15 protein-coding genes are annotated in these 16,188 nt (G+C 70.9%); 12 read left to right on the forward strand and 3 right to left on the reverse strand.

The features are described from left to right. Positions 1-45 precede the first annotated feature (45 nt). A complete protein-coding gene (locus tag ACFYWY_RS31225; RefSeq protein WP_389192476.1) occupies positions 46-1,239 on the forward strand; it encodes a CaiB/BaiF CoA transferase family protein in 1,194 nt (397 codons plus the stop codon). A 36-nt stretch (positions 1,240-1,275) separates the two neighbouring features. Here ACFYWY_RS31225 and ACFYWY_RS31230 read toward each other — a convergent pair whose 3' ends face one another. Then, the gene (locus ACFYWY_RS31230) at positions 1,276-1,539 is read right to left on the reverse strand and encodes a hypothetical protein (protein WP_389192478.1); all 264 of its coding nucleotides are present in this window, start codon (positions 1,537-1,539) and stop codon (positions 1,276-1,278) included. Between the two features lie 258 nt (positions 1,540-1,797). On the opposite strand from ACFYWY_RS31230, the gene ACFYWY_RS31235 reads away from it, so the two are divergent. Genes ACFYWY_RS31235 through ACFYWY_RS31250 form a run of 4 tightly spaced genes read left to right on the forward strand, consistent with a single transcriptional unit; the run spans position 1,798 to position 8,149 of the window. Then, the gene (locus tag ACFYWY_RS31235) at positions 1,798-3,333 is read left to right on the forward strand and encodes a DUF4331 domain-containing protein (protein ID WP_389192481.1); all 1,536 of its coding nucleotides are present in this window, start codon (positions 1,798-1,800) and stop codon (positions 3,331-3,333) included. 50 nt (positions 3,334-3,383) lie between these two features. Further along, positions 3,384-4,736 carry a hypothetical protein gene (locus ACFYWY_RS31240; protein ID WP_389192484.1) on the forward strand — a complete coding sequence of 451 codons (1,353 nt, stop codon included), beginning with the start codon at positions 3,384-3,386 and terminating at the stop codon, positions 4,734-4,736. Then, positions 4,733-6,406: a sulfite exporter TauE/SafE family protein gene (locus ACFYWY_RS31245; protein WP_389192487.1), complete on the forward strand. Its 1,674-nt coding sequence runs from the start codon at positions 4,733-4,735 to the stop codon at positions 6,404-6,406. The genes ACFYWY_RS31240 and ACFYWY_RS31245 overlap by 4 nt, the downstream gene beginning before the upstream one ends. Before the next feature lie 42 nt (positions 6,407-6,448). Continuing rightward, entirely contained in the window at positions 6,449-8,149 is a 1,701-nt protein-coding gene (locus tag ACFYWY_RS31250) for a serine/threonine-protein kinase (RefSeq protein ID WP_389192490.1), read from the forward strand. Here the strand turns inward: ACFYWY_RS31250 and ACFYWY_RS31255 are convergent. After that, complete coding sequence (locus ACFYWY_RS31255; RefSeq protein WP_389192493.1) at positions 8,133-8,942, reverse strand: SGNH/GDSL hydrolase family protein; 810 nt, start codon at positions 8,940-8,942, stop codon at positions 8,133-8,135. The genes ACFYWY_RS31250 and ACFYWY_RS31255 overlap by 17 nt on opposite strands. 172 nt (positions 8,943-9,114) lie before the next feature. On the opposite strand from ACFYWY_RS31255, the gene ACFYWY_RS31260 reads away from it, so the two are divergent. From ACFYWY_RS31260 to ACFYWY_RS31280, 5 genes are all read left to right on the forward strand, one after another. After that, positions 9,115-9,591: a hypothetical protein gene (locus ACFYWY_RS31260; RefSeq protein ID WP_389192496.1), complete on the forward strand. Its 477-nt coding sequence runs from the start codon at positions 9,115-9,117 to the stop codon at positions 9,589-9,591. Positions 9,592-9,916: 325 nt separating this feature from the next. Continuing rightward, on the forward strand, positions 9,917-10,846 hold the full coding sequence (locus ACFYWY_RS31265; protein ID WP_389192498.1) for a glycosyltransferase family 2 protein: 930 nt from the start codon (positions 9,917-9,919) through the stop codon (positions 10,844-10,846). After that, positions 10,843-11,877 (forward strand): glycosyltransferase family 2 protein, encoded by a 1,035-nt coding sequence (locus tag ACFYWY_RS31270; protein ID WP_389192501.1) that lies wholly within the window; start codon positions 10,843-10,845, stop codon positions 11,875-11,877. The genes ACFYWY_RS31265 and ACFYWY_RS31270 overlap by 4 nt, the downstream gene beginning before the upstream one ends. A 20-nt stretch (positions 11,878-11,897) precedes the next feature. Then, positions 11,898-12,674, forward strand: a complete 777-nt coding sequence (locus tag ACFYWY_RS31275) for a polysaccharide deacetylase family protein (protein WP_389192583.1) — start codon at positions 11,898-11,900, stop codon at positions 12,672-12,674. Between the two features lie 278 nt (positions 12,675-12,952). Continuing rightward, complete coding sequence (locus ACFYWY_RS31280) at positions 12,953-14,047, forward strand: DUF5925 domain-containing protein (protein WP_389192504.1); 1,095 nt, start codon at positions 12,953-12,955, stop codon at positions 14,045-14,047. A 190-nt stretch (positions 14,048-14,237) separates the two neighbouring features. Here the strand turns inward: ACFYWY_RS31280 and ACFYWY_RS31285 are convergent, their stop codons facing one another. Continuing rightward, positions 14,238-14,612 (reverse strand): GntR family transcriptional regulator, encoded by a 375-nt coding sequence (locus ACFYWY_RS31285; protein WP_389192507.1) that lies wholly within the window; start codon positions 14,610-14,612, stop codon positions 14,238-14,240. 82 nt (positions 14,613-14,694) lie between these two features. On the opposite strand from ACFYWY_RS31285, the gene ACFYWY_RS31290 reads away from it, so the two are divergent. Together ACFYWY_RS31290 and ACFYWY_RS31295 are read left to right on the forward strand one after the other, a co-directional pair. Then, positions 14,695-15,624, forward strand: coding sequence for a GNAT family N-acetyltransferase (locus ACFYWY_RS31290; RefSeq protein ID WP_389192509.1), 930 nt, complete (start codon positions 14,695-14,697; stop codon positions 15,622-15,624). Further along, on the forward strand, positions 15,605-16,111 hold the full coding sequence (locus tag ACFYWY_RS31295; protein ID WP_389192512.1) for a DUF402 domain-containing protein: 507 nt from the start codon (positions 15,605-15,607) through the stop codon (positions 16,109-16,111). The genes ACFYWY_RS31290 and ACFYWY_RS31295 overlap by 20 nt, the downstream gene beginning before the upstream one ends. Positions 16,112-16,188 lie beyond the last annotated feature (77 nt).

A 16,188-nucleotide genomic window follows, 5' to 3' on the forward strand; every position in this document is an offset into this window, starting at 1 on the left:
GACCAGGGGGTGACAAAGGTGGTACGTACACGATAGGCACGGCTCATGAGCCACCCTCTCCCCCTCGACGGGATCACGGTCGTCGCCGTCGAACAGGCCGTGTCGGCGCCCTTCGCCACGCGCCAGCTCGCCGACCTCGGCGCCCGCGTCATCAAGATCGAGCGTCCCGACGGCGGCGACTTCGCGCGCGGCTACGACACCGCCGCCGCCGGGCTCGCCTCGCATTTCGTCTGGTGCAACCGCGGCAAGGAGTCCATCGCCGTCGACCTCAAGGACCCGCGGGGCCTGGAGATCGTGCGTCAACTCGTCGCGGACGCCGATGTGTTCGTACAGAACCTCGCCCAGGGCGCGGCCGCCCGGCTCGGTCTGGACGCCGGCACTCTGTGCGCCGCGCACCCGCGGCTGATCGCCGTGGACATCTCCGGATACGGCGCGGAGGGGCCGTACGCCCACAAGCGCGCGTACGACATGCTCGTCCAGTGCGAGGCGGGCCTCGTCTCGGTGACCGGGACCGCGGAGCAGCCCGTCAAGGCGGGCATTCCGGCGGCCGACATCGCGGCGGCGATGTACGCCTTCTCCGGGGTGCTGGCGGCGCTGCTGCGGCGCGGGGCCACGGGCGTCGGCGGCCCCGTGGAGGTCTCGATGCTGGAGTCGCTGGCGGAGTGGATGGGGCATCCGCTGCACTACGGGATGCATGGGGGTGAAACCCCGGCGCGCACGGGGGTCGCGCACGCCGTCATCTCGCCGTACGACGCCTACGCCACGGCTGACGGCGGGCAGGTGCTGCTGTCGGTGCAGAACGACCGGGAGTGGCAGCGGCTGGCCGACCAGGTGCTCGGCCGGCCCGAGTTGGGGGGCGATCCGGCCTTCGCGACCAACACGGCCCGTACGGCTAACAGGGAGAAGACCGACGCGGTGGTGGCCGAGGCGCTGGCCCGCCTCGGCACACAGGAGGCGATCGGCCGACTGGAGGCGGCGGGAATCGCGTGCGCCCGGCTCAACAGCGTCACGGATGTCGCCAGGCACCCTCAACTCGCCGCGCGGGACCGCTGGCGGGAGGTGGACTCGCCGGTCGGGCCACTGCGGGCGCTGCTGCCGCCGATCACTCTGCCGGGCGGGCCGGAGGCGCGGATGGGCGCGGTTCCCGCACTCGGCGAGCACACCGATGCGCTGCTGAAGGCCCTGGGGATGACGGATGAGGGGACAGCGGCGCTGCACCGGGACGGTGTGGTCGCCTGAGCGCGTTCGCGTAGGAGAGGGCGTCCTGGAGGTCGGTCAGCCGCGGCTGCCGAAGAGTGAGCGACGCAACCGCCGCAGCGGCGCGAAGAGCGAGACACGCGCGCTCTTGCTCTTGCGGGTGTGCGCGACATCACGTGAGGTGAGCTCGAGCATCAGCGACGTCGCCTCGGCCGACTCACCCTGCGGGACGGCAGGGCCGCCAAGCACTGAGAGATGGCGGTCGAGACGCGTGCTGGTCGCACTGCTCCCACACGTGATCGCAGGCACTCGCGCCCTGCTGCGCACCGTTATCTGTTCCATGTCACTCCCCACCCGTACGAGGGCACCCGGCCCGGGCAGGTTAACCCTATCGCCCCACAGTGACACTCGTGTATTCCGGTCACAGGATTCACCACACCCGTACGTGAGTTGACGACTACTCACCGAATCCATGCGATTCCAGGGCGAGTTGGACAGTACGTCAGGAAAAACTTCCCGGCCTCCCGACCAATCCGAACAGCCCTCCGCACCGAATGGCTGGCATCGAAGCAAGACCAGCACTCGCGAAGGACGGATTCGATGACCGCAATGAGCAGCAGCGGGCGGGGGCCCAGGAGGCTCGCCGCTCTTACCTGCGTCGCGCTGGCCGGCGGGACGCTCGTGGCTTCCGGTGTGACCGGGCTGGAGCCGGGCACGGCCAAGGCTTCCAGCCACCGCGAGGCCCCACTGATCTCCGGACAGCCGCAGTACGACAACACGGACGTGTACGCGTTCGTCAGCCCCGACAAGCCTGACACCACGACGCTCGTCGCCAACGTGCTGCCGTTCCAGGAACCGGCCGGCGGCCCGAACTTCTTCAAGTTCGCCGACGACGCGCAGTACGACATCCACATCGACAGTGACGGCGACGCCCAAGGCGACCTGATCTACCGGTGGACCTTCAAGGAACACGTCAAGAACGGCGACACGTTCCTCTTCAACACCGGTCCCGTCACTGCGCTCGACGACCCGGACCTCAACATCACGCAGACGTACGACATCGAGCTGCTGAGGCTGAAGAACCAGCGTGTGATGCACACCACGAAGATCGCGGACGATCTGCCGGTGGCGCCGTCGAACGTGGGCAAGGCCTCCATGCCGGACTACCAGGGCCTGCGCGACCAGGCCGTGCACCAACTCCCGGGTGGTTCCACGGCGTTCGCGGGCCAGGCGGACGACCCCTTCTTCCTCGATCTGCGCGTCTTCGACCTGCTCTACGGCGGAAACCTCTCCGAGGTCGGCAACGACACGCTCAAGGGCTACAGCGTCAACTCCATGGCCCTGCAGGTGCCGACCGCGTACATCCGGGAGTCGGAGAAGCAGCCGATCGTCGGCATCTGGTCGACCACCCAGCGCAAGGGGGCGAACGGTCACTGGACCCAGGTGTCCCGGCTCGGTATGCCGCTGGTCAACGAGGTCGTCATCCCCGTGAAGGACAAGGACAAGTTCAACGCGTCCCACCCGTGGAACGACGGTGACTTCCTGAACTTCGTCACCAAGCCGGAGCTGCCGAAGCTGATCGAGGGCATCTACAAGATCAAGGCCCCGGCCGAACCGCGCAACGACCTGGTCTCGGTGTTTCTGACCGGCGTCGACAAGCTCAACAAGCCGCCGCATGTCCGCCCCGCGGAGATGCTGCGGCTCAACACCTCCATCCAGCCGACTGCCGAGCCCAAGAGGCTGGGCGTGCTGGACGGCGACAACGCCGGATTCCCCAACGGGCGGCGGCTGACGGACGACGTGCTGGACATCGCGCTCCAGGTCGTAGAGGGCGAACTGCTCGGCCAGAAGAACGACCTGGGCGACGCGGTCAACGAGAACGACCAGAAGTTCGGCAAGACCTTCCCGTACGTGGCGCTCCCGACGTCCGGCTCCCGGGGGCCGCTCGCCACGGAAGGCGGCACCAAGGACGCCCAGGGCAACCTGCTCTCCGGTGGCGCGTCGTCCGCCGCCTCCGACAGTGACGCCACCAGCACCACGCTGATCGCATCCGCGGCCGCCGCGGGCGTGGGGGTGCTGCTCGTCGCCCTTGGCCTCAACTGGTGGCGGATGCGGCGACGGAGTCCGTACAGCTGAGCCGGACGCATCCACGACGGACGCAGCTACGAGCGGAAAGGGCAGTTCACATGTCCCTGCGAAGGGAATCAGGGGCGGGCGCCCGGCGGTGGGGAATCCTCCTTCCCGCCGGCGCGCTGGCCGTCGCGATCACCGCGGGCGCCGTAGTGGCCGGCCGGGCGGACCAGGTACCCCCGGCGGCCAGTGCCGCGGCTCCCGTGGCGGACGCGCCGTTCGACCGGATCGGCACCGGTGACCTCGCCCGCGGGGTCACCGGCCTCCAGGCGCATCTGCGGGCGCAGCCCAAGGACGCCCGGGGGTGGGCGACGCTGGGCGCCGCCTATGTCGAGCAGGCCAGGACCGGCGGCGACCCGACCCGGTACCCGCAGGCGGACAAGGCGCTCGCCCGTTCCCTGGCTCTCCAGCCGCAGGGCAATGAAGCGGCACTCGCGGGGCGGGCCGCGCTCGCGGCGGCGCGGCACGACTTCCGCGGGGCGCTGCGGGAGGCGGAGGCGGCGCTGAAGGTCAATCCGTACAGCGAGCGCGCGCTCGCCTCCCGGATCGACGCGCTCGTCGAACTGGGCAGCTATCCGAAGGCGTTGGCGGCGGCCGAGGAGGCGGACCGCCACCGCCCCGGCATTCCCGTCTTCACGCGCTACGCGTACGTACTGGAGCTGCGCGGCGACATCGCGGGGGCCCGCCGGGTGCTCGTGCGGGCACTGGACTCGGCCTCCTCCCCCGGTGACACGGCGTATGTGGCCACCGCCCTGGGCCAGCTGGAGTGGGGCCAGGGTGCGTACGCCCCGGCCCTGCGGCACTTCGCGACCGCTCTGAAGGCGGACCCGGCGTATCTGCCCGCGCTGGAGGGCCGTGCCCGCACGCAGGCCGCTCGCGGCGAGACCAAGGCCGCCGTGTCCGAGCTCGAAGCGGTGGTGAACCGGCTGCCGCTGCCGGGACAGCTCGTCGCGCTCGGTGAGCTGTACGAGGCGATCGGGCGCAAGGCCGATGCCCGCGCCCAGTACGAACTCATCGGGACCTGGACCGAGTTGGCCCGCGCCAACGGTGTGGACACCGACCTGGACACGGCTCTCGCCCTGGCCGACCACGGTGACCGGGCCCAGGCGCTGGACGCCGCACGCGCCGAGTGGCGCAAGCGCCGGACCGTGCACACGGCGGACGCGCTCGCCTGGGCCCTGCACGTCAACGGGCGTTCTGCGGAAGCCCTTTCGTACGTGGGGACGTCCGCACCGACGGGCTGCCGCAACGCCTTGTTCGTCTACCACCGCGGCATGATCGAACGTGCCGCGGGCAGGACGGCGGCGGCCCGCGGTTCGCTCGCCGCCGCGCTGAAGATCAACCCGGGGTTCTCCCCCACCGGTTCACGCGCGGCACGGACCGCGCTGCAGGCTCTGGAGGCGTCATGAAGAGGCGTACGACCGCCGTCGGCGCGGCGGTCCTCGTCGCCGGGGCGGCGCTCGCCGTGCTGCCCGCGGGGAGCGCCGTCGCGCATCCCCTGGGGAACTTCACGGTCAACCGTTATGACGGGCTCCTCGTCTCGCCCGGCCGGCTGAGCGTCGACCATGTCGAGGATCTGGCGGAGATACCGGCCGCCCAGTCGCGTTCGAAGATCGACCGGAACGGCGACCGGGAGATGTCCACCGGTGAACTGTCCGAGTGGGCCCAGGGCCGCTGCGGTAACGCGGCGCGGGACACGGAGGTCGTGGTCGGACGCCGCGCGATTCCGCTCACGCCCGGCGCGGGCCACGCGGAGGTGCGCCCCGGGCAGGCCGGGCTGCCGACGCTGCGCGTCGAGTGCAGGCTGACGGCCGAACTGCCCGACGGGCGGCAGACGATCGCCTTCCGGGCGGCGGGCGGCGGGCAGGGGCCGGGCTGGCGGGAGATCACGGCCGGCGGCGACCGGATGACGCTCACCTCGTCCGACGTACCGAGGACGTCCGTGTCCAGGCGGCTGGCGGGGTACCCGGAAGGGCAGCTCTCCTCACCGCTGGACCGCAGGACGGCCGGTCTCTCGGTCACACCCGGCGGGGCTCCGGCGGCGGACCGGTCGGAGGCGGCGGCGCCCCCGGCCTCTGTGCTGCCGCGCGGGGCCGACCGCTGGACGCAGGCGCTGACCGGTCTGGTGTCCCGGCGCGAACTGACCGCGGGATTCGCCGCGCTGGCACTGGCGACGGCGGTGCTGCTCGGCGCGCTGCACGCGCTTGCGCCGGGTCACGGCAAGACGGTGATGGCCGCCGCCGCGGCGGCGGGCGGGCGCAACTCCCTGCGCGACGTCCTCTCGCTGGGGGCGTCGGTGACGATCACGCACACACTCGGGGTGTTCGCGCTCGGCGGCCTGATCGCGCTGGGCTCGGCGGCCGCACCGTCGGTGGTGGCATGGCTGGGCGTCGCGAGCGGGGCGCTGGTGGCGGGGGCGGGAGCGGTGCTCGTACGAAGGGCGTGGAAGAACCGTGGTGATGTGCACGGGCACAGCCATGGGCATGGGCACACCCACGACGACAGCCACGGACATGGACACGGGCACAGCCACGGCCACCCGCACGGCCACGGCAGTGGGCGGGAGCACGGGCCTGGGCACGAGCACGAGCACGGACCCGGGCACAACCTCGGCCACGAGGACGACCAGGCGCACAAGGCCGGGCGCGGCGACAGCGACAAGTCCGGCGCCGCTCACGGCCACAGCCACAGCCACGGCCATCCGCACTCGCACTCGCACAGCCACGACCACCGCCCCCTGGGCGTCCGTTCAACCCTCCTGCTCGGCTTTGCCGGCGGACTCGTCCCCAGTCCCTCAGCCGTCGTCGTGCTCGTCGGCGCCGCCGCCCTCGGGCGCGCCTGGTTCGGTCTGCTGCTCGTCCTCGCGTACGGCGTCGGGCTCGCCCTCACCCTCGCCGCGGCAGGCTTCGCCGCGGTCCGCCTCGGCGCCCGCGCCACCCGCCTGCTGGCCGATCGGAGCCGTCGCAAGGGGCGGGTCTTCTCCGCCGCGCAGCGCGTGATGCCGCTGGGCACGGCCTGCATAGTCCTCGCCCTCGGATGCGGATTGGCGCTCAAGGGGGCGGCAACAGCTCTTGCGTGAGCTAACTTGGGGTAGTTGCTCTGCTACCGATGGGGGCTCGCTGTGAGCGAAGTGCCGGGCGATGAGCGGCTGGTGGCGGGACGCTACCGACTGCTGAGCCCCTTGGGCGAGGGCGGGATGGGCGTGGTGTGGCGCGCCCGCGACGAGATGCTGGCCCGCGAGGTGGCGGTCAAGGAGGTACGTGCCCCCGCCGCTCTCGGCACAACCGACGAGCGGCGGCTGTACGCGCGTCTTGAGCGGGAGGCCTGGGCCGCCGGCCGGATCTCGCACCGCAATGTCGTGACCGTCTACGACGTGGCGACCGAGGACGGCCGGCCCTGGATCGTGATGGAGCTGGTGCGCGGCCTGGCGCTCTCCGATGTGCTGGATGCGGAAGGGCCCTTGCCCCCGCAGCGCGTCGCGCACATCGGGGCGGAGATCCTCGCCGCTCTGCGCGCCGCGCACGAGGCGGGCGTACTGCACCGGGATGTGAAGCCGGGGAACGTACTCATCGCCAATGACGGCCGCGTCGTGCTCTCCGACTTCGGCATCGCCACGGTCGAGGGGACCTCCAACCTCACGATGACGGGCGAACTGATCGGCTCCCCCGAATTCCTCGCGCCCGAGCGGGCGCTGGGGCGTACGCCAGGGCCGGAGTCGGATCTGTGGTCGCTCGGGGTGCTGCTGTACGCCGCGGTCGAGGGCAACTCCCCGTTCCGCCAGAACACCCCCCTGAGCACGCTGCGGGCCGTCGTCGACGAGGAGCTGCCGCCGCCGCGCAGGGCCGGTGCGCTGGCGCCGGTGATCGCGGGGCTGCTGCGCAAGGATCCGGCGGAACGGCTCTCGGCGGAGGAGGCCGAGCATCAGCTGCGGGTCGTCGGCGCGGGCGGCGGTGTGCGTACCGCTCCGCCGCCGCCCGGTCCGTACAGCCCCACCGTCTCGGCCGCGTCCCCCACTCCGGCCACTCCCCCGGCCCCGTTCGTGCCGCTTCCCGTGCCCGGTCCGGCCACCACCACGACCGGGGTGCCGCCGGACCGCGCGCGGCGGGCAGCGCTGGTGCTGGTCGCCGGGGTGGCCGTGCTGCTGCTCGCGGTCGGCGGACTGGCCTGGGCACTGGTCGACCAGGGCAAGGACCAGGGCGGCCAGGACGACAACGGCGGCGGCCCGGTCCCCGCGACGGGGAGTTCGAGCGCAAGCCCGGGCAGCACGGCGACCGCCCCGGGCGGAGGGACGGACGGCGGCACGACCGACGGGGCCGACGGCGGGGGCGACGACGGAGGCAATGGGGGCGGGGGCCATGACGGTACGGTCACGCCGCCGCAGACCGTGAAGGTGTACGCCCGGACTGTGCACGGCAGTTACTCGGGCGCCTGCCCGCCGCCGGAAGCGGAGGCTCCGGCCTTCCGGGCGACGATCACGGTCCGCCGCACCCCTGCGGCTGTCGACTACCGCTGGGCGACCAAGAGCGGCGAGAGCTCCGGCTCCGGCTGGAAGACGCTGCACTTCGCGGCCGGGGGCCCGAAGCAGAAACAGGTCAGCCACACCGAGCTGACGTACAAGGCGAACGAGACGCACCACGACCGGATCCGGGTGGAGGTCCGGAGCCCGGTCGAGGTGCGCTCGAATTGGATCGACTTCTCGGTCACCTGCGAGCAGGAGCCCCCGACGGACGAGAGCTCCTACACACCGAGCACTGCGAACACTGCGAACACCGCGAGCGCGGCGAACAGCTCGAACGCGACCGTGTTCAGGCGTGCGAGGTGAACACGGGCAGGTAGCCGCCGGACTGTCCGGATGCGGTGGGGTGGTAGGACTCGCCGATGTTGAGCCAGTTGACGCTGTGCAGCCAGGCCGCCCCGGAGCAGATCTCGTGTCCGGTGAAGGTTGGGGTGACATCCGCGAAGTCGTAGCCGTGGTCGGCCGCACGCTTCGCGGTGGCGGCGTTGAGGTAGTCGGCCGCGCCGTTGATCGCGGCCCGTTCGTTCTCGCTCAGCCCGGCGGCGCAGCTGCCGGCGAGCTTGTAGAAGCGCGGGTAGCCGAGGACGACGACCTGCGCCGCCGGAGCCTTGGATCTGATGGCCGAGTACACGGCGTCGAGCTTGCCGGGCAGGGTCGAATCGACGTAGCTCTTCGCCTGGTTGATGCGGTTGATGCAGGTGGACTCGGAGTACAGGACGCAGGTGGTCATGACGTCGGCGAAGCCCGCGTCATTGCCTCCGACAGTGATGGATACGAGGTCGGTCGCGGAGCTGAGGGGGGCGAGCTGACCGGCCGTGACATCACCCGTACGAGCGCCCGAGCAAGCGGTGAACGCGAACGACGAGGGTGAATGCGCGGCCGCCCAGAGCTTGGGGAAGGCACGGGTGCTGCGCTTGCAGTTGCCGCTGCTGCTGTCGTAGCTGCCGGCCCCGACGCCCGATGAGTACGAGTCGCCAAGGGCCACATAGTCCAGTGCCAGAGCGGTGTCCGAGGCCTGAGCCTGGCCGGCTCCGGCGAGAGAGAGGACGGCGCCGAGGAGGAGTGAGGATGAGAATGCCGCGATTCGGGACAGTTTCATGGAACCTCCCTTTAGCAGGATCTCTGCCACAACTGTCGTAGCAGTCCCCATACTTCACTGGAAGTGTCCATGCCAAAAAAGATTCGGCGAGAGCATCCGGCTTCTTGACGGGGCGTCGCCGACTGCGCAGCATTGACACCCGGAAACCGGCACCTTGGGGGCAAAGTCGGCCATGCAGACGACGAGGGACAAGCCGTCAGCAGTCCGAACGGATCTGCTGCCGACTCTCGCGGGCGTCGCGTCCGCCGTCTCGGGGGCCGGAGTCACACTGGCGCTCACCGGCGCGCAGTCGCCGCTGCGCGCGCCGTTCATCCTCTTCTTCCTGTTCGCGGGGCCGGCCGGGGGGCTGGCCGCCGTACTTCACCGGCTGGATCCGGCCACCCGTGCCACCGTGGCCGCGACCGGCGCGGTGACCATCGATCTGCTCATCGCCCAATCCCTCTCGTCACCGCGGGTCCTGACGGCCAATGGCGGGATCACGGCAGTCGCCGTGATCACCGCCCTTCTCTTCCTCTGGACACCGGTACGGCGTATCCGGAATACGGAACACATCGATCCGGCAGACCGGTTGATGAAAAGGATCAAGAGAATCCGATCGGGAGGTTCCGTATCTGACCACCGAATCGGTATCAAAAAAGTAAAAAAGTGAGTCCCCGTTCCAGGACTTGCCATACAGTCCTAATCATCAATACCGTCGTACATCCACCCGCAACGGTCCATCATGCAAAGCGGCTCTAGGGGAGGGCTCGAGCGTCGCGATGGGTCCGGAGCGGGGCGCGGTAGGGGGGTGCCGTGCTCGGTTTTCGCGCTCAATCCGAGCCGTACACCGCGCGGCCAGTTTTGCCAGCTCACCCACCAAGTACGGAGTGCTGTGCCGTCATGGCCGGGGTGAGAACAACCCCCCTTTCGAACCGGAAACTCATCCGGACTGCCCGGGGGCGGGCAGTCCACCGGTAGAGAGGGAAATCAGACTCATGAGCTCAGTCCTGCACCCGGCCGCTCCGGGGCAAGATCCGTTCATTGCACCGTCGCACCATGGCAACACCGCTGAGTCGGCCACGGATTCAGCCACACAATCCGGGGCCGCCCACTCAGCAGGAGCCGGACCGGAAGCGAACCGAGCCGGCAGAATAGCCGCGGCGTACCGGCCGATCTCCTCACATCTCGCGATCACGCCGCCGGTGAGCGTCGTGATCCCCGCCATGAATGAGGCGGAGAATCTTCCGTACGTCTTCAAGACCCTGCCCGACTGGATTCATGAAGTCGTCCTGGTCGACGGGAATTCCAGCGACAACACCGTTGAGGTCGCCCGCGAACTGTGGCCGGACGTCAAGGTCGTCAAGCAGGTCGGCAAGGGCAAAGGTGATGCCCTCATCAGCGGATTCGCCGCCTGCACCGGCGACATCATCGTGATGGTCGACGCGGACGGCTCGGCGGACGGCCAGGAGATCGTGTCGTACGTCTCGGCACTCGTCTCGGGCGCCGACTTCGCCAAGGGCTCCCGCTTCGCCAACGGCGGAGGCACCGACGACATGACCCCGATCCGCAAGTTCGGCAACTGGGTCCTGTGCACCGTCGTCAACGCCAAGTTCGGGGCCCGGTACACCGACCTCTGCTACGGCTACAACGCCTTCTGGAAGCACTGCCTGGACAGGATCACCCTCGACTGCACCGGCTTCGAGATCGAGACCCTGATGAACATCAGGGTGGTCAAGGCCGGGCTGCGGGTGCAGGAGGTGCCCAGCCACGAATACCTCCGCATCCACGGGGTCAGCAACCTCAGCGCCGTACGGGACGGGTTGCGCGTCCTCAGAGTGATCCTCAAGGAGAAGGGCGTGAGCAGAGCCGCGCGCCGCCGTCCGGCGGCGCTGAGCATCGGGATCCCGCGAGGAGGGGCGTCTTGAGCGACGGGCGCTTCTCCGTGGTGATCTGCGCCTATACGGAGGACCGCTGGGAGGACATCCTCGCGGCCGTCGACTCCGTACGGCGGCAGTCGCTGCCGGCCCTGGAGACGCTGCTCGTGGTCGACCACAATCCGGCGCTGCTCGACCGGCTCGCCAAGGAGTACAAGGAGTACGGCGAGCAGAGTGAGAGCGCGGCGGACGGGGAGAAAGTGCGGGTGCTCGCGAATGCGGGCCCCCGCGGCCTCTCCTCCGGCCGCAACACCGGAATCGCGGCGGCCCGCGGCGAGTTCGTGGCCTTCCTCGACGACGACGCCGTGGCCGAGCGCGACTGGCTGCGGTACTTCGCCGAGGGGTACGACGACAGGCGGGTGATGGCCGTCGGAGGGCGGACCATGGCCGCCTGGGCGTCCAGGCGCAGGCCCGTCTGGTTCCCCGAGGAGTTCGACTGGGTCGTGGGCTGTACGTACCGCGGCCTGCCTCCCGGCAAGGTGCGGGTGCGCAATGTGCTGGGCGGCAACGCGTCGTTCCGGCGCAGCGCGTTCGAGGCGTCGGGCGGCTTCGCGACGGGAATCGGACGCGACGGCGACAAACGGCCGCTGGGCTGCGAGGAGACCGAGCTGTGCATCCGGCTCGCCAAGGCGCTGCCCGACGCCGTGCTGCTGATCGACGACCGTGCGGTGATCCACCACAAGGTCCCGGCCGCGCGCGAACGGTTCGGGTATTTCCGCACCCGCGCGTATGCCGAGGGCCTGTCCAAGGCGCTCGTGGCCAGGAGTGTCGGCGCGGGCAAGGGCCTCGAGTCGGAGCGCCGCTACACCACCCGGGTGCTCCCGGCCGGAGTCGTACGCGGGCTGCGCGACGCGGTGCTCGGCCGCCGGGGCGGCGCGGGGCGGGCGGGCGCGATCGTCACCGGGGTGGCCGCGGCGGCGGGCGGCTATGTGGTGGGGAGCGTGCGGGCGCGTCGGGGCGGCGCGACCTTCTCGTCAGGACCGATCGCGGCCGCGCCGAGCACAGGAGGTACGTCCGGGTGAGCCAGCCTGTCCCCATCCTGATGTATCACGCCGTCGGACACCGGTCGGCCAGGGCCGCGTACGGACTGTCCGTCTCGCCCGACGCCTTCGCCGAGCAGATGGAGCTGCTCGGCGAGCGCGGGTTCACTCCCCTGACCACCGCACAACTGGGGGACGCCTGGCGGGCGGGCGGACGGCCGTTGCCCCGGCAGCCGGTGCTGATCACATTCGACGACGGCTACGAGGGCGTGCACAGGCACGCCCTCCCCGTCCTCGCCAAGCACGGCTTCGCGTCGACGCTCTTCGTCTCCACGGGCTGGCTGCGCGGGGCGCACGACGAGGGTGGCGCGCTCGACACCATGCTCGACTGGGACCAGGTGCGTGAACTGGCCGCCGCGGGCACCGAGATAGGCGGGCACACGCACACCCATCCGCAGCTCGACCAGGTCGACGACGACCGGCTCCGGTACGAGACGGTCCGCTGCCGGGACGTCATCGCGGACGAGCTGGGCGAGGTGCCGTTCTCCTTCGCGTATCCGTACGGCTACTCCAGCCGCCGGGTCCGCAGCACGGTCCGGGAGGCGGGTTTCGCGCAGTCGCTGGCCGTGGGAAACGGCCTCGCCGTGCGGCGGCAGGGGCCGTACGCGCTGCAGCGGGTGACCGTGCGGCGCGCCACCGGCATCGAGGAGTTCGAGCGGCTGGTCGAAGGCCGCTCGATCGCGCGGAACTTCGCCAAGGACCGTGCGCTCACCAAGGGTTACGCCGTGGTGCGCCGGGCGCGCCGGGCCGCCGGGCTGATCCGCCGGGGCGGGGGTTGACGACGGAGCCGGCGGGGGAAGCAACCGCGGACCGGCTGCCCGCGGAAGAACCGGTCGGCGCACGGCCGCCCGCGGGCGAACCAGCCGCCGGTCGGCCGCCCGCAGGAGAACTGGTCGGCGTACGGCCGACCATGGGAGAAACAGCCGCCGACCGGCCGGTCTTAGGAGGTCCGACCGCCGACCGGCCGTCGGCGCGGAAACCCGCAGCCGAACCGGGCCGGGCGCGTCACCGGTCAAAAGACCGTGCGCGCGGCGGCCCCGTGCCGGATCATGGGCGCATGTCTGCCAAGCCTCAGGACGCTCTGCCGATCCGGCTCAACGTCGACGACAGCGATTCCCCTTCGGACGTCGTCGACGCGCTGTTCCTCGGCCGTTTCGCGACGGGCGAGCAGCCGTACTCCCACAGCTCCACCATCGACCGCGTCAAGCCCGGAGCCACCCTGCTGCCGCCGGCGGCGTCCGTGCTGCGTTCCGCGCGCGACGACGACCGCAGCGCCGTACTCGCCGAAGGCGAGGGCTGGACGCTGCTCGTCTCCCGCTGGAACCGCGGCGCGGACGTCACGGTCACCGCCGTCACCTCCGAGCTCGCGGAGAAGGTCCTCGGGCAGGCGACGGACGGCGCCCACGACGAGCCGGAACCGCAGCCGGAGAACGTCACCATGGGCTTTTGGTACGTGTCGCCGCGGCGCGGCCCCCATCGCACCACCCGCCAGATCGCCGCGGGGACCTGGGAGGAGGTCAGGTCCAACTACACGGCGCCGGTGGCCGATGCGATGGACGGGCTGATGAAGGTGACGCCGGACGACATCGCGGGCCGGCTGCTCCTGCTGCACGGCCCGCCCGGCACCGGGAAGACCTCCGCGCTGCGCACGCTGGCCCGCTCCTGGCGGGACTGGTGCCAGGTCGACTGCGTACTCGACCCGGAGCGGCTCTTCAACGACGTCGGCTATCTGATGGACATCGCCATCGGCGAGGACGAGGGCACGTCGAAGGGCCGCTGGCGGCTGCTTCTGCTGGAGGACTGCGACGAGCTGATCCGCGGCGAGGCCAAGCACACGGCGGGCCAGGCGCTGTCCCGGCTGCTCAACCTCACGGACGGCCTGCTGGGCCAGGGCCGCAACGTCCTGGTGGGTGTGACGACGAACGAGGACCTGGAACGCCTCCACCCGGCGGTGGTCCGCCCGGGCCGCTGCCTGGCCCGTATCGAGGTCGGCGCGCTGACCCGCACCGAGTCGGTGAACTGGCTCGGCACGGAGGAGGGCGTGGGCCGCGAGGGCGCGACACTGGCGGAGCTGTACGCCCTGCGCCGCGGGACCACGCCGGCGTCGGTGCCGACGCAGAACGACGGGGCGGATGCGGGGCTTTATCTGTAGGCGCGCTGCTCTGCAGGCGCGCTGCTCTGCAGGCCCCTGCCCTGTGTGCCCCTTGCACCTGTGGGCCCCTGCACCTGTAGGTCCGCTGCCCTGTGGGCCCCTCCACCTGTAGGTCCGCTGCCCTGAGGCCCCCTGCACCTGTAGGTCCGCTGCAGAAGCAGGCCGCTGCATCTGCAGGTCTGCCGCCTCCTTACTTCCCGTACGCCGCTCGCAGCGCGTCGTCCACCGCCGACTGCGCGTCCGCGCGGGTCAGGCCCAGGCGGTGGACCTCTTCCGCAAAGGCGGCCGCCGCCGCGGCCGCCTCGCGGGCCGCCGCATCACCCGCCGCCGCGACGAAGGTGCCGTTGCGGCCGCGCGTTTCGATCACGCCGTCCGACTCCAGCGCGCGGTACGCCTTGGCCACCGTGTTGGCCGCGAGCCCCAGCTCCTCGGCGAGCCCCCGTACGGTCGGCAGCTTGTAGCCGACGGGCAGCCGGCCCGAGCGCGCCTGCGTCGAGATCTGGGCGCGCAGTTGTTCGTACGGCGCAGTCGCCGAGTCCGTGTCAATGACGATCTTCAAGGTCACGGCCCGATTGTCCCCCACCGCCGGGCCGGCCGCCGGAAAATGGGGGGCGGCGGCGCTGTCCCCGCGCGTAGCGTGCGTCCCCATGACCGTGATCGTCCGTGACTTCCGTGCCCATGATGCCGAGGACGCCCAAGCCGTGGCCCGGTCGCGCCGCGCCACCTTTCCCTTCGAGGTGACGACCCCGGCGTCCATCCTCTTCGGCGTGCGGACCGCCAACCCCGCGAAGAAGTACCGGCTGTTGATCGCCGAGCACGACGGCGAGATCGTCGGCACGGCCCACGTCGGCATCGCGTACGACAGCACCGAGCCCGGCCAGTCGTACGCCACCCCCCAGGTCCACCCCGACCACCGCGGGCGCGGCGTAGGGTCGCTGCTGCTCCGCACCGCCGAGGAGCATCTGGTGGCCGAAGGCGCGGCGAATGTGTACGCCTGGGTGATGGACGACCCCGAGTCCCGGGCCTTCGCCGAGAAGCACGCGTACCGGCCGACCCGCCCGGCCCACTTCCAGCGTCTTGACCTGGCGAACGGCACGCTGCCCCCGCTGCCGGAGCTGCCCGCCGGCGTCGAGCTGCGTACCGCCGCGGACTTCGAGGCGGATCCGCGGCCGATGTTCCATGCCGATGCCGAGGCCACCTCGGACGAGCCCGGCGACATCAGTACGGACTTCGACGACTACGACGACTGGATCCGCCACACCTGGAACAACCCGCTCCTCGACCGTGAGCTCACCACGGTGGTGCTGGTGGACGGCGAGGTCGCGGCGTTCACCGCCGCGCAGTCGGACGGCGGCACCCGCTATATGTCCGGCATGACCGGCACGCTGCGCGCCCACCGCGGCCGGGGCTTCGCGAAGCTCGCCAAGACGGACTCGCTGCGCCGCGCCCGCGCGGCGGGCTACACGGACGCGTTCACCAGCAATGACGCCGACAATGGCCCCATGCTGGCTGTCAACAGATGGTTCGGCTACGAAATCTGCGCGACGGAGGTACGTCATGTCCGCACGCTCGGTTGAGGTGATCCTGGTCAAGGCGGGCCAGACCAAGATCCGCTACGCCGCGCAGCTGCTCGCGGACGACGGCGCCCATCTGGTGGTCCGCGCTCCGTGGGCGGGCGAGGATGAGCGTGATTTCGGCTTCGTACGCTTCGAGCGGGGCGATGTGTTCACCGAGCACTACTGGCGGGACCGCTGGTACGCGGTGAAGGAGGTCCGTACCGGCGACGGCGCGCTCAAGGGCTGGTACTGCGACATCACCCGCCCCGCCACGACCGACGGCGACGAGCTGACCGTCGAGGACCTGGACCTCGACCTGTGGGTGTCGGCGGACAGTTCGTCGGTGCTGCGACTGGACGAGGACGAGTTCGAGGCGAGCGGCCTCGCCACACGCGACCCGGCGGCCGCCGAGCAGGCCGTCCGGGCCCTGGACGAGCTCGAACTCCTCGCCCGGCAGGGAAAGTTGACGGTACTGCTCGCTCACACCGGTTCGAGCGACTTGCGGTAGCGGAAGCGGTCGCCCGGGCCGTTCTCCGCATCAGCGCGTTCGGGTAGAACCGCCCACCCCGCGCCCGGGGGCGTCGG

Origin of the sequence: Streptomyces sp. NPDC002870, assembly GCF_042888505.1 — a bacterium.
In the GTDB taxonomy this organism is placed as follows: domain Bacteria; phylum Actinomycetota; class Actinomycetes; order Streptomycetales; family Streptomycetaceae; genus Streptomyces.

Coding starts and splice junctions, on each gene's coding strand:
- ACFYWY_RS31225 (WP_389192476.1), top strand. CDS start 46: ATGAGCCACCCTCTCCCCCTCGACGGGATCACGGTCGTCGCCGTCGAA.
- ACFYWY_RS31230 (WP_389192478.1), bottom strand. CDS start 1,539: ATGGAACAGATAACGGTGCGCAGCAGGGCGCGAGTGCCTGCGATCACG.
- ACFYWY_RS31235 (WP_389192481.1), top strand. CDS start 1,798: ATGACCGCAATGAGCAGCAGCGGGCGGGGGCCCAGGAGGCTCGCCGCT.
- ACFYWY_RS31240 (WP_389192484.1), top strand. CDS start 3,384: ATGTCCCTGCGAAGGGAATCAGGGGCGGGCGCCCGGCGGTGGGGAATC.
- ACFYWY_RS31245 (WP_389192487.1), top strand. CDS start 4,733: ATGAAGAGGCGTACGACCGCCGTCGGCGCGGCGGTCCTCGTCGCCGGG.
- ACFYWY_RS31255 (WP_389192493.1), bottom strand. CDS start 8,942: ATGAAACTGTCCCGAATCGCGGCATTCTCATCCTCACTCCTCCTCGGC.
- ACFYWY_RS31260 (WP_389192496.1), top strand. CDS start 9,115: ATGCAGACGACGAGGGACAAGCCGTCAGCAGTCCGAACGGATCTGCTG.
- ACFYWY_RS31265 (WP_389192498.1), top strand. CDS start 9,917: ATGAGCTCAGTCCTGCACCCGGCCGCTCCGGGGCAAGATCCGTTCATT.
- ACFYWY_RS31275 (WP_389192583.1), top strand. CDS start 11,898: ATGTATCACGCCGTCGGACACCGGTCGGCCAGGGCCGCGTACGGACTG.
- ACFYWY_RS31280 (WP_389192504.1), top strand. CDS start 12,953: ATGTCTGCCAAGCCTCAGGACGCTCTGCCGATCCGGCTCAACGTCGAC.
- ACFYWY_RS31290 (WP_389192509.1), top strand. CDS start 14,695: ATGACCGTGATCGTCCGTGACTTCCGTGCCCATGATGCCGAGGACGCC.
- ACFYWY_RS31295 (WP_389192512.1), top strand. CDS start 15,605: ATGTCCGCACGCTCGGTTGAGGTGATCCTGGTCAAGGCGGGCCAGACC.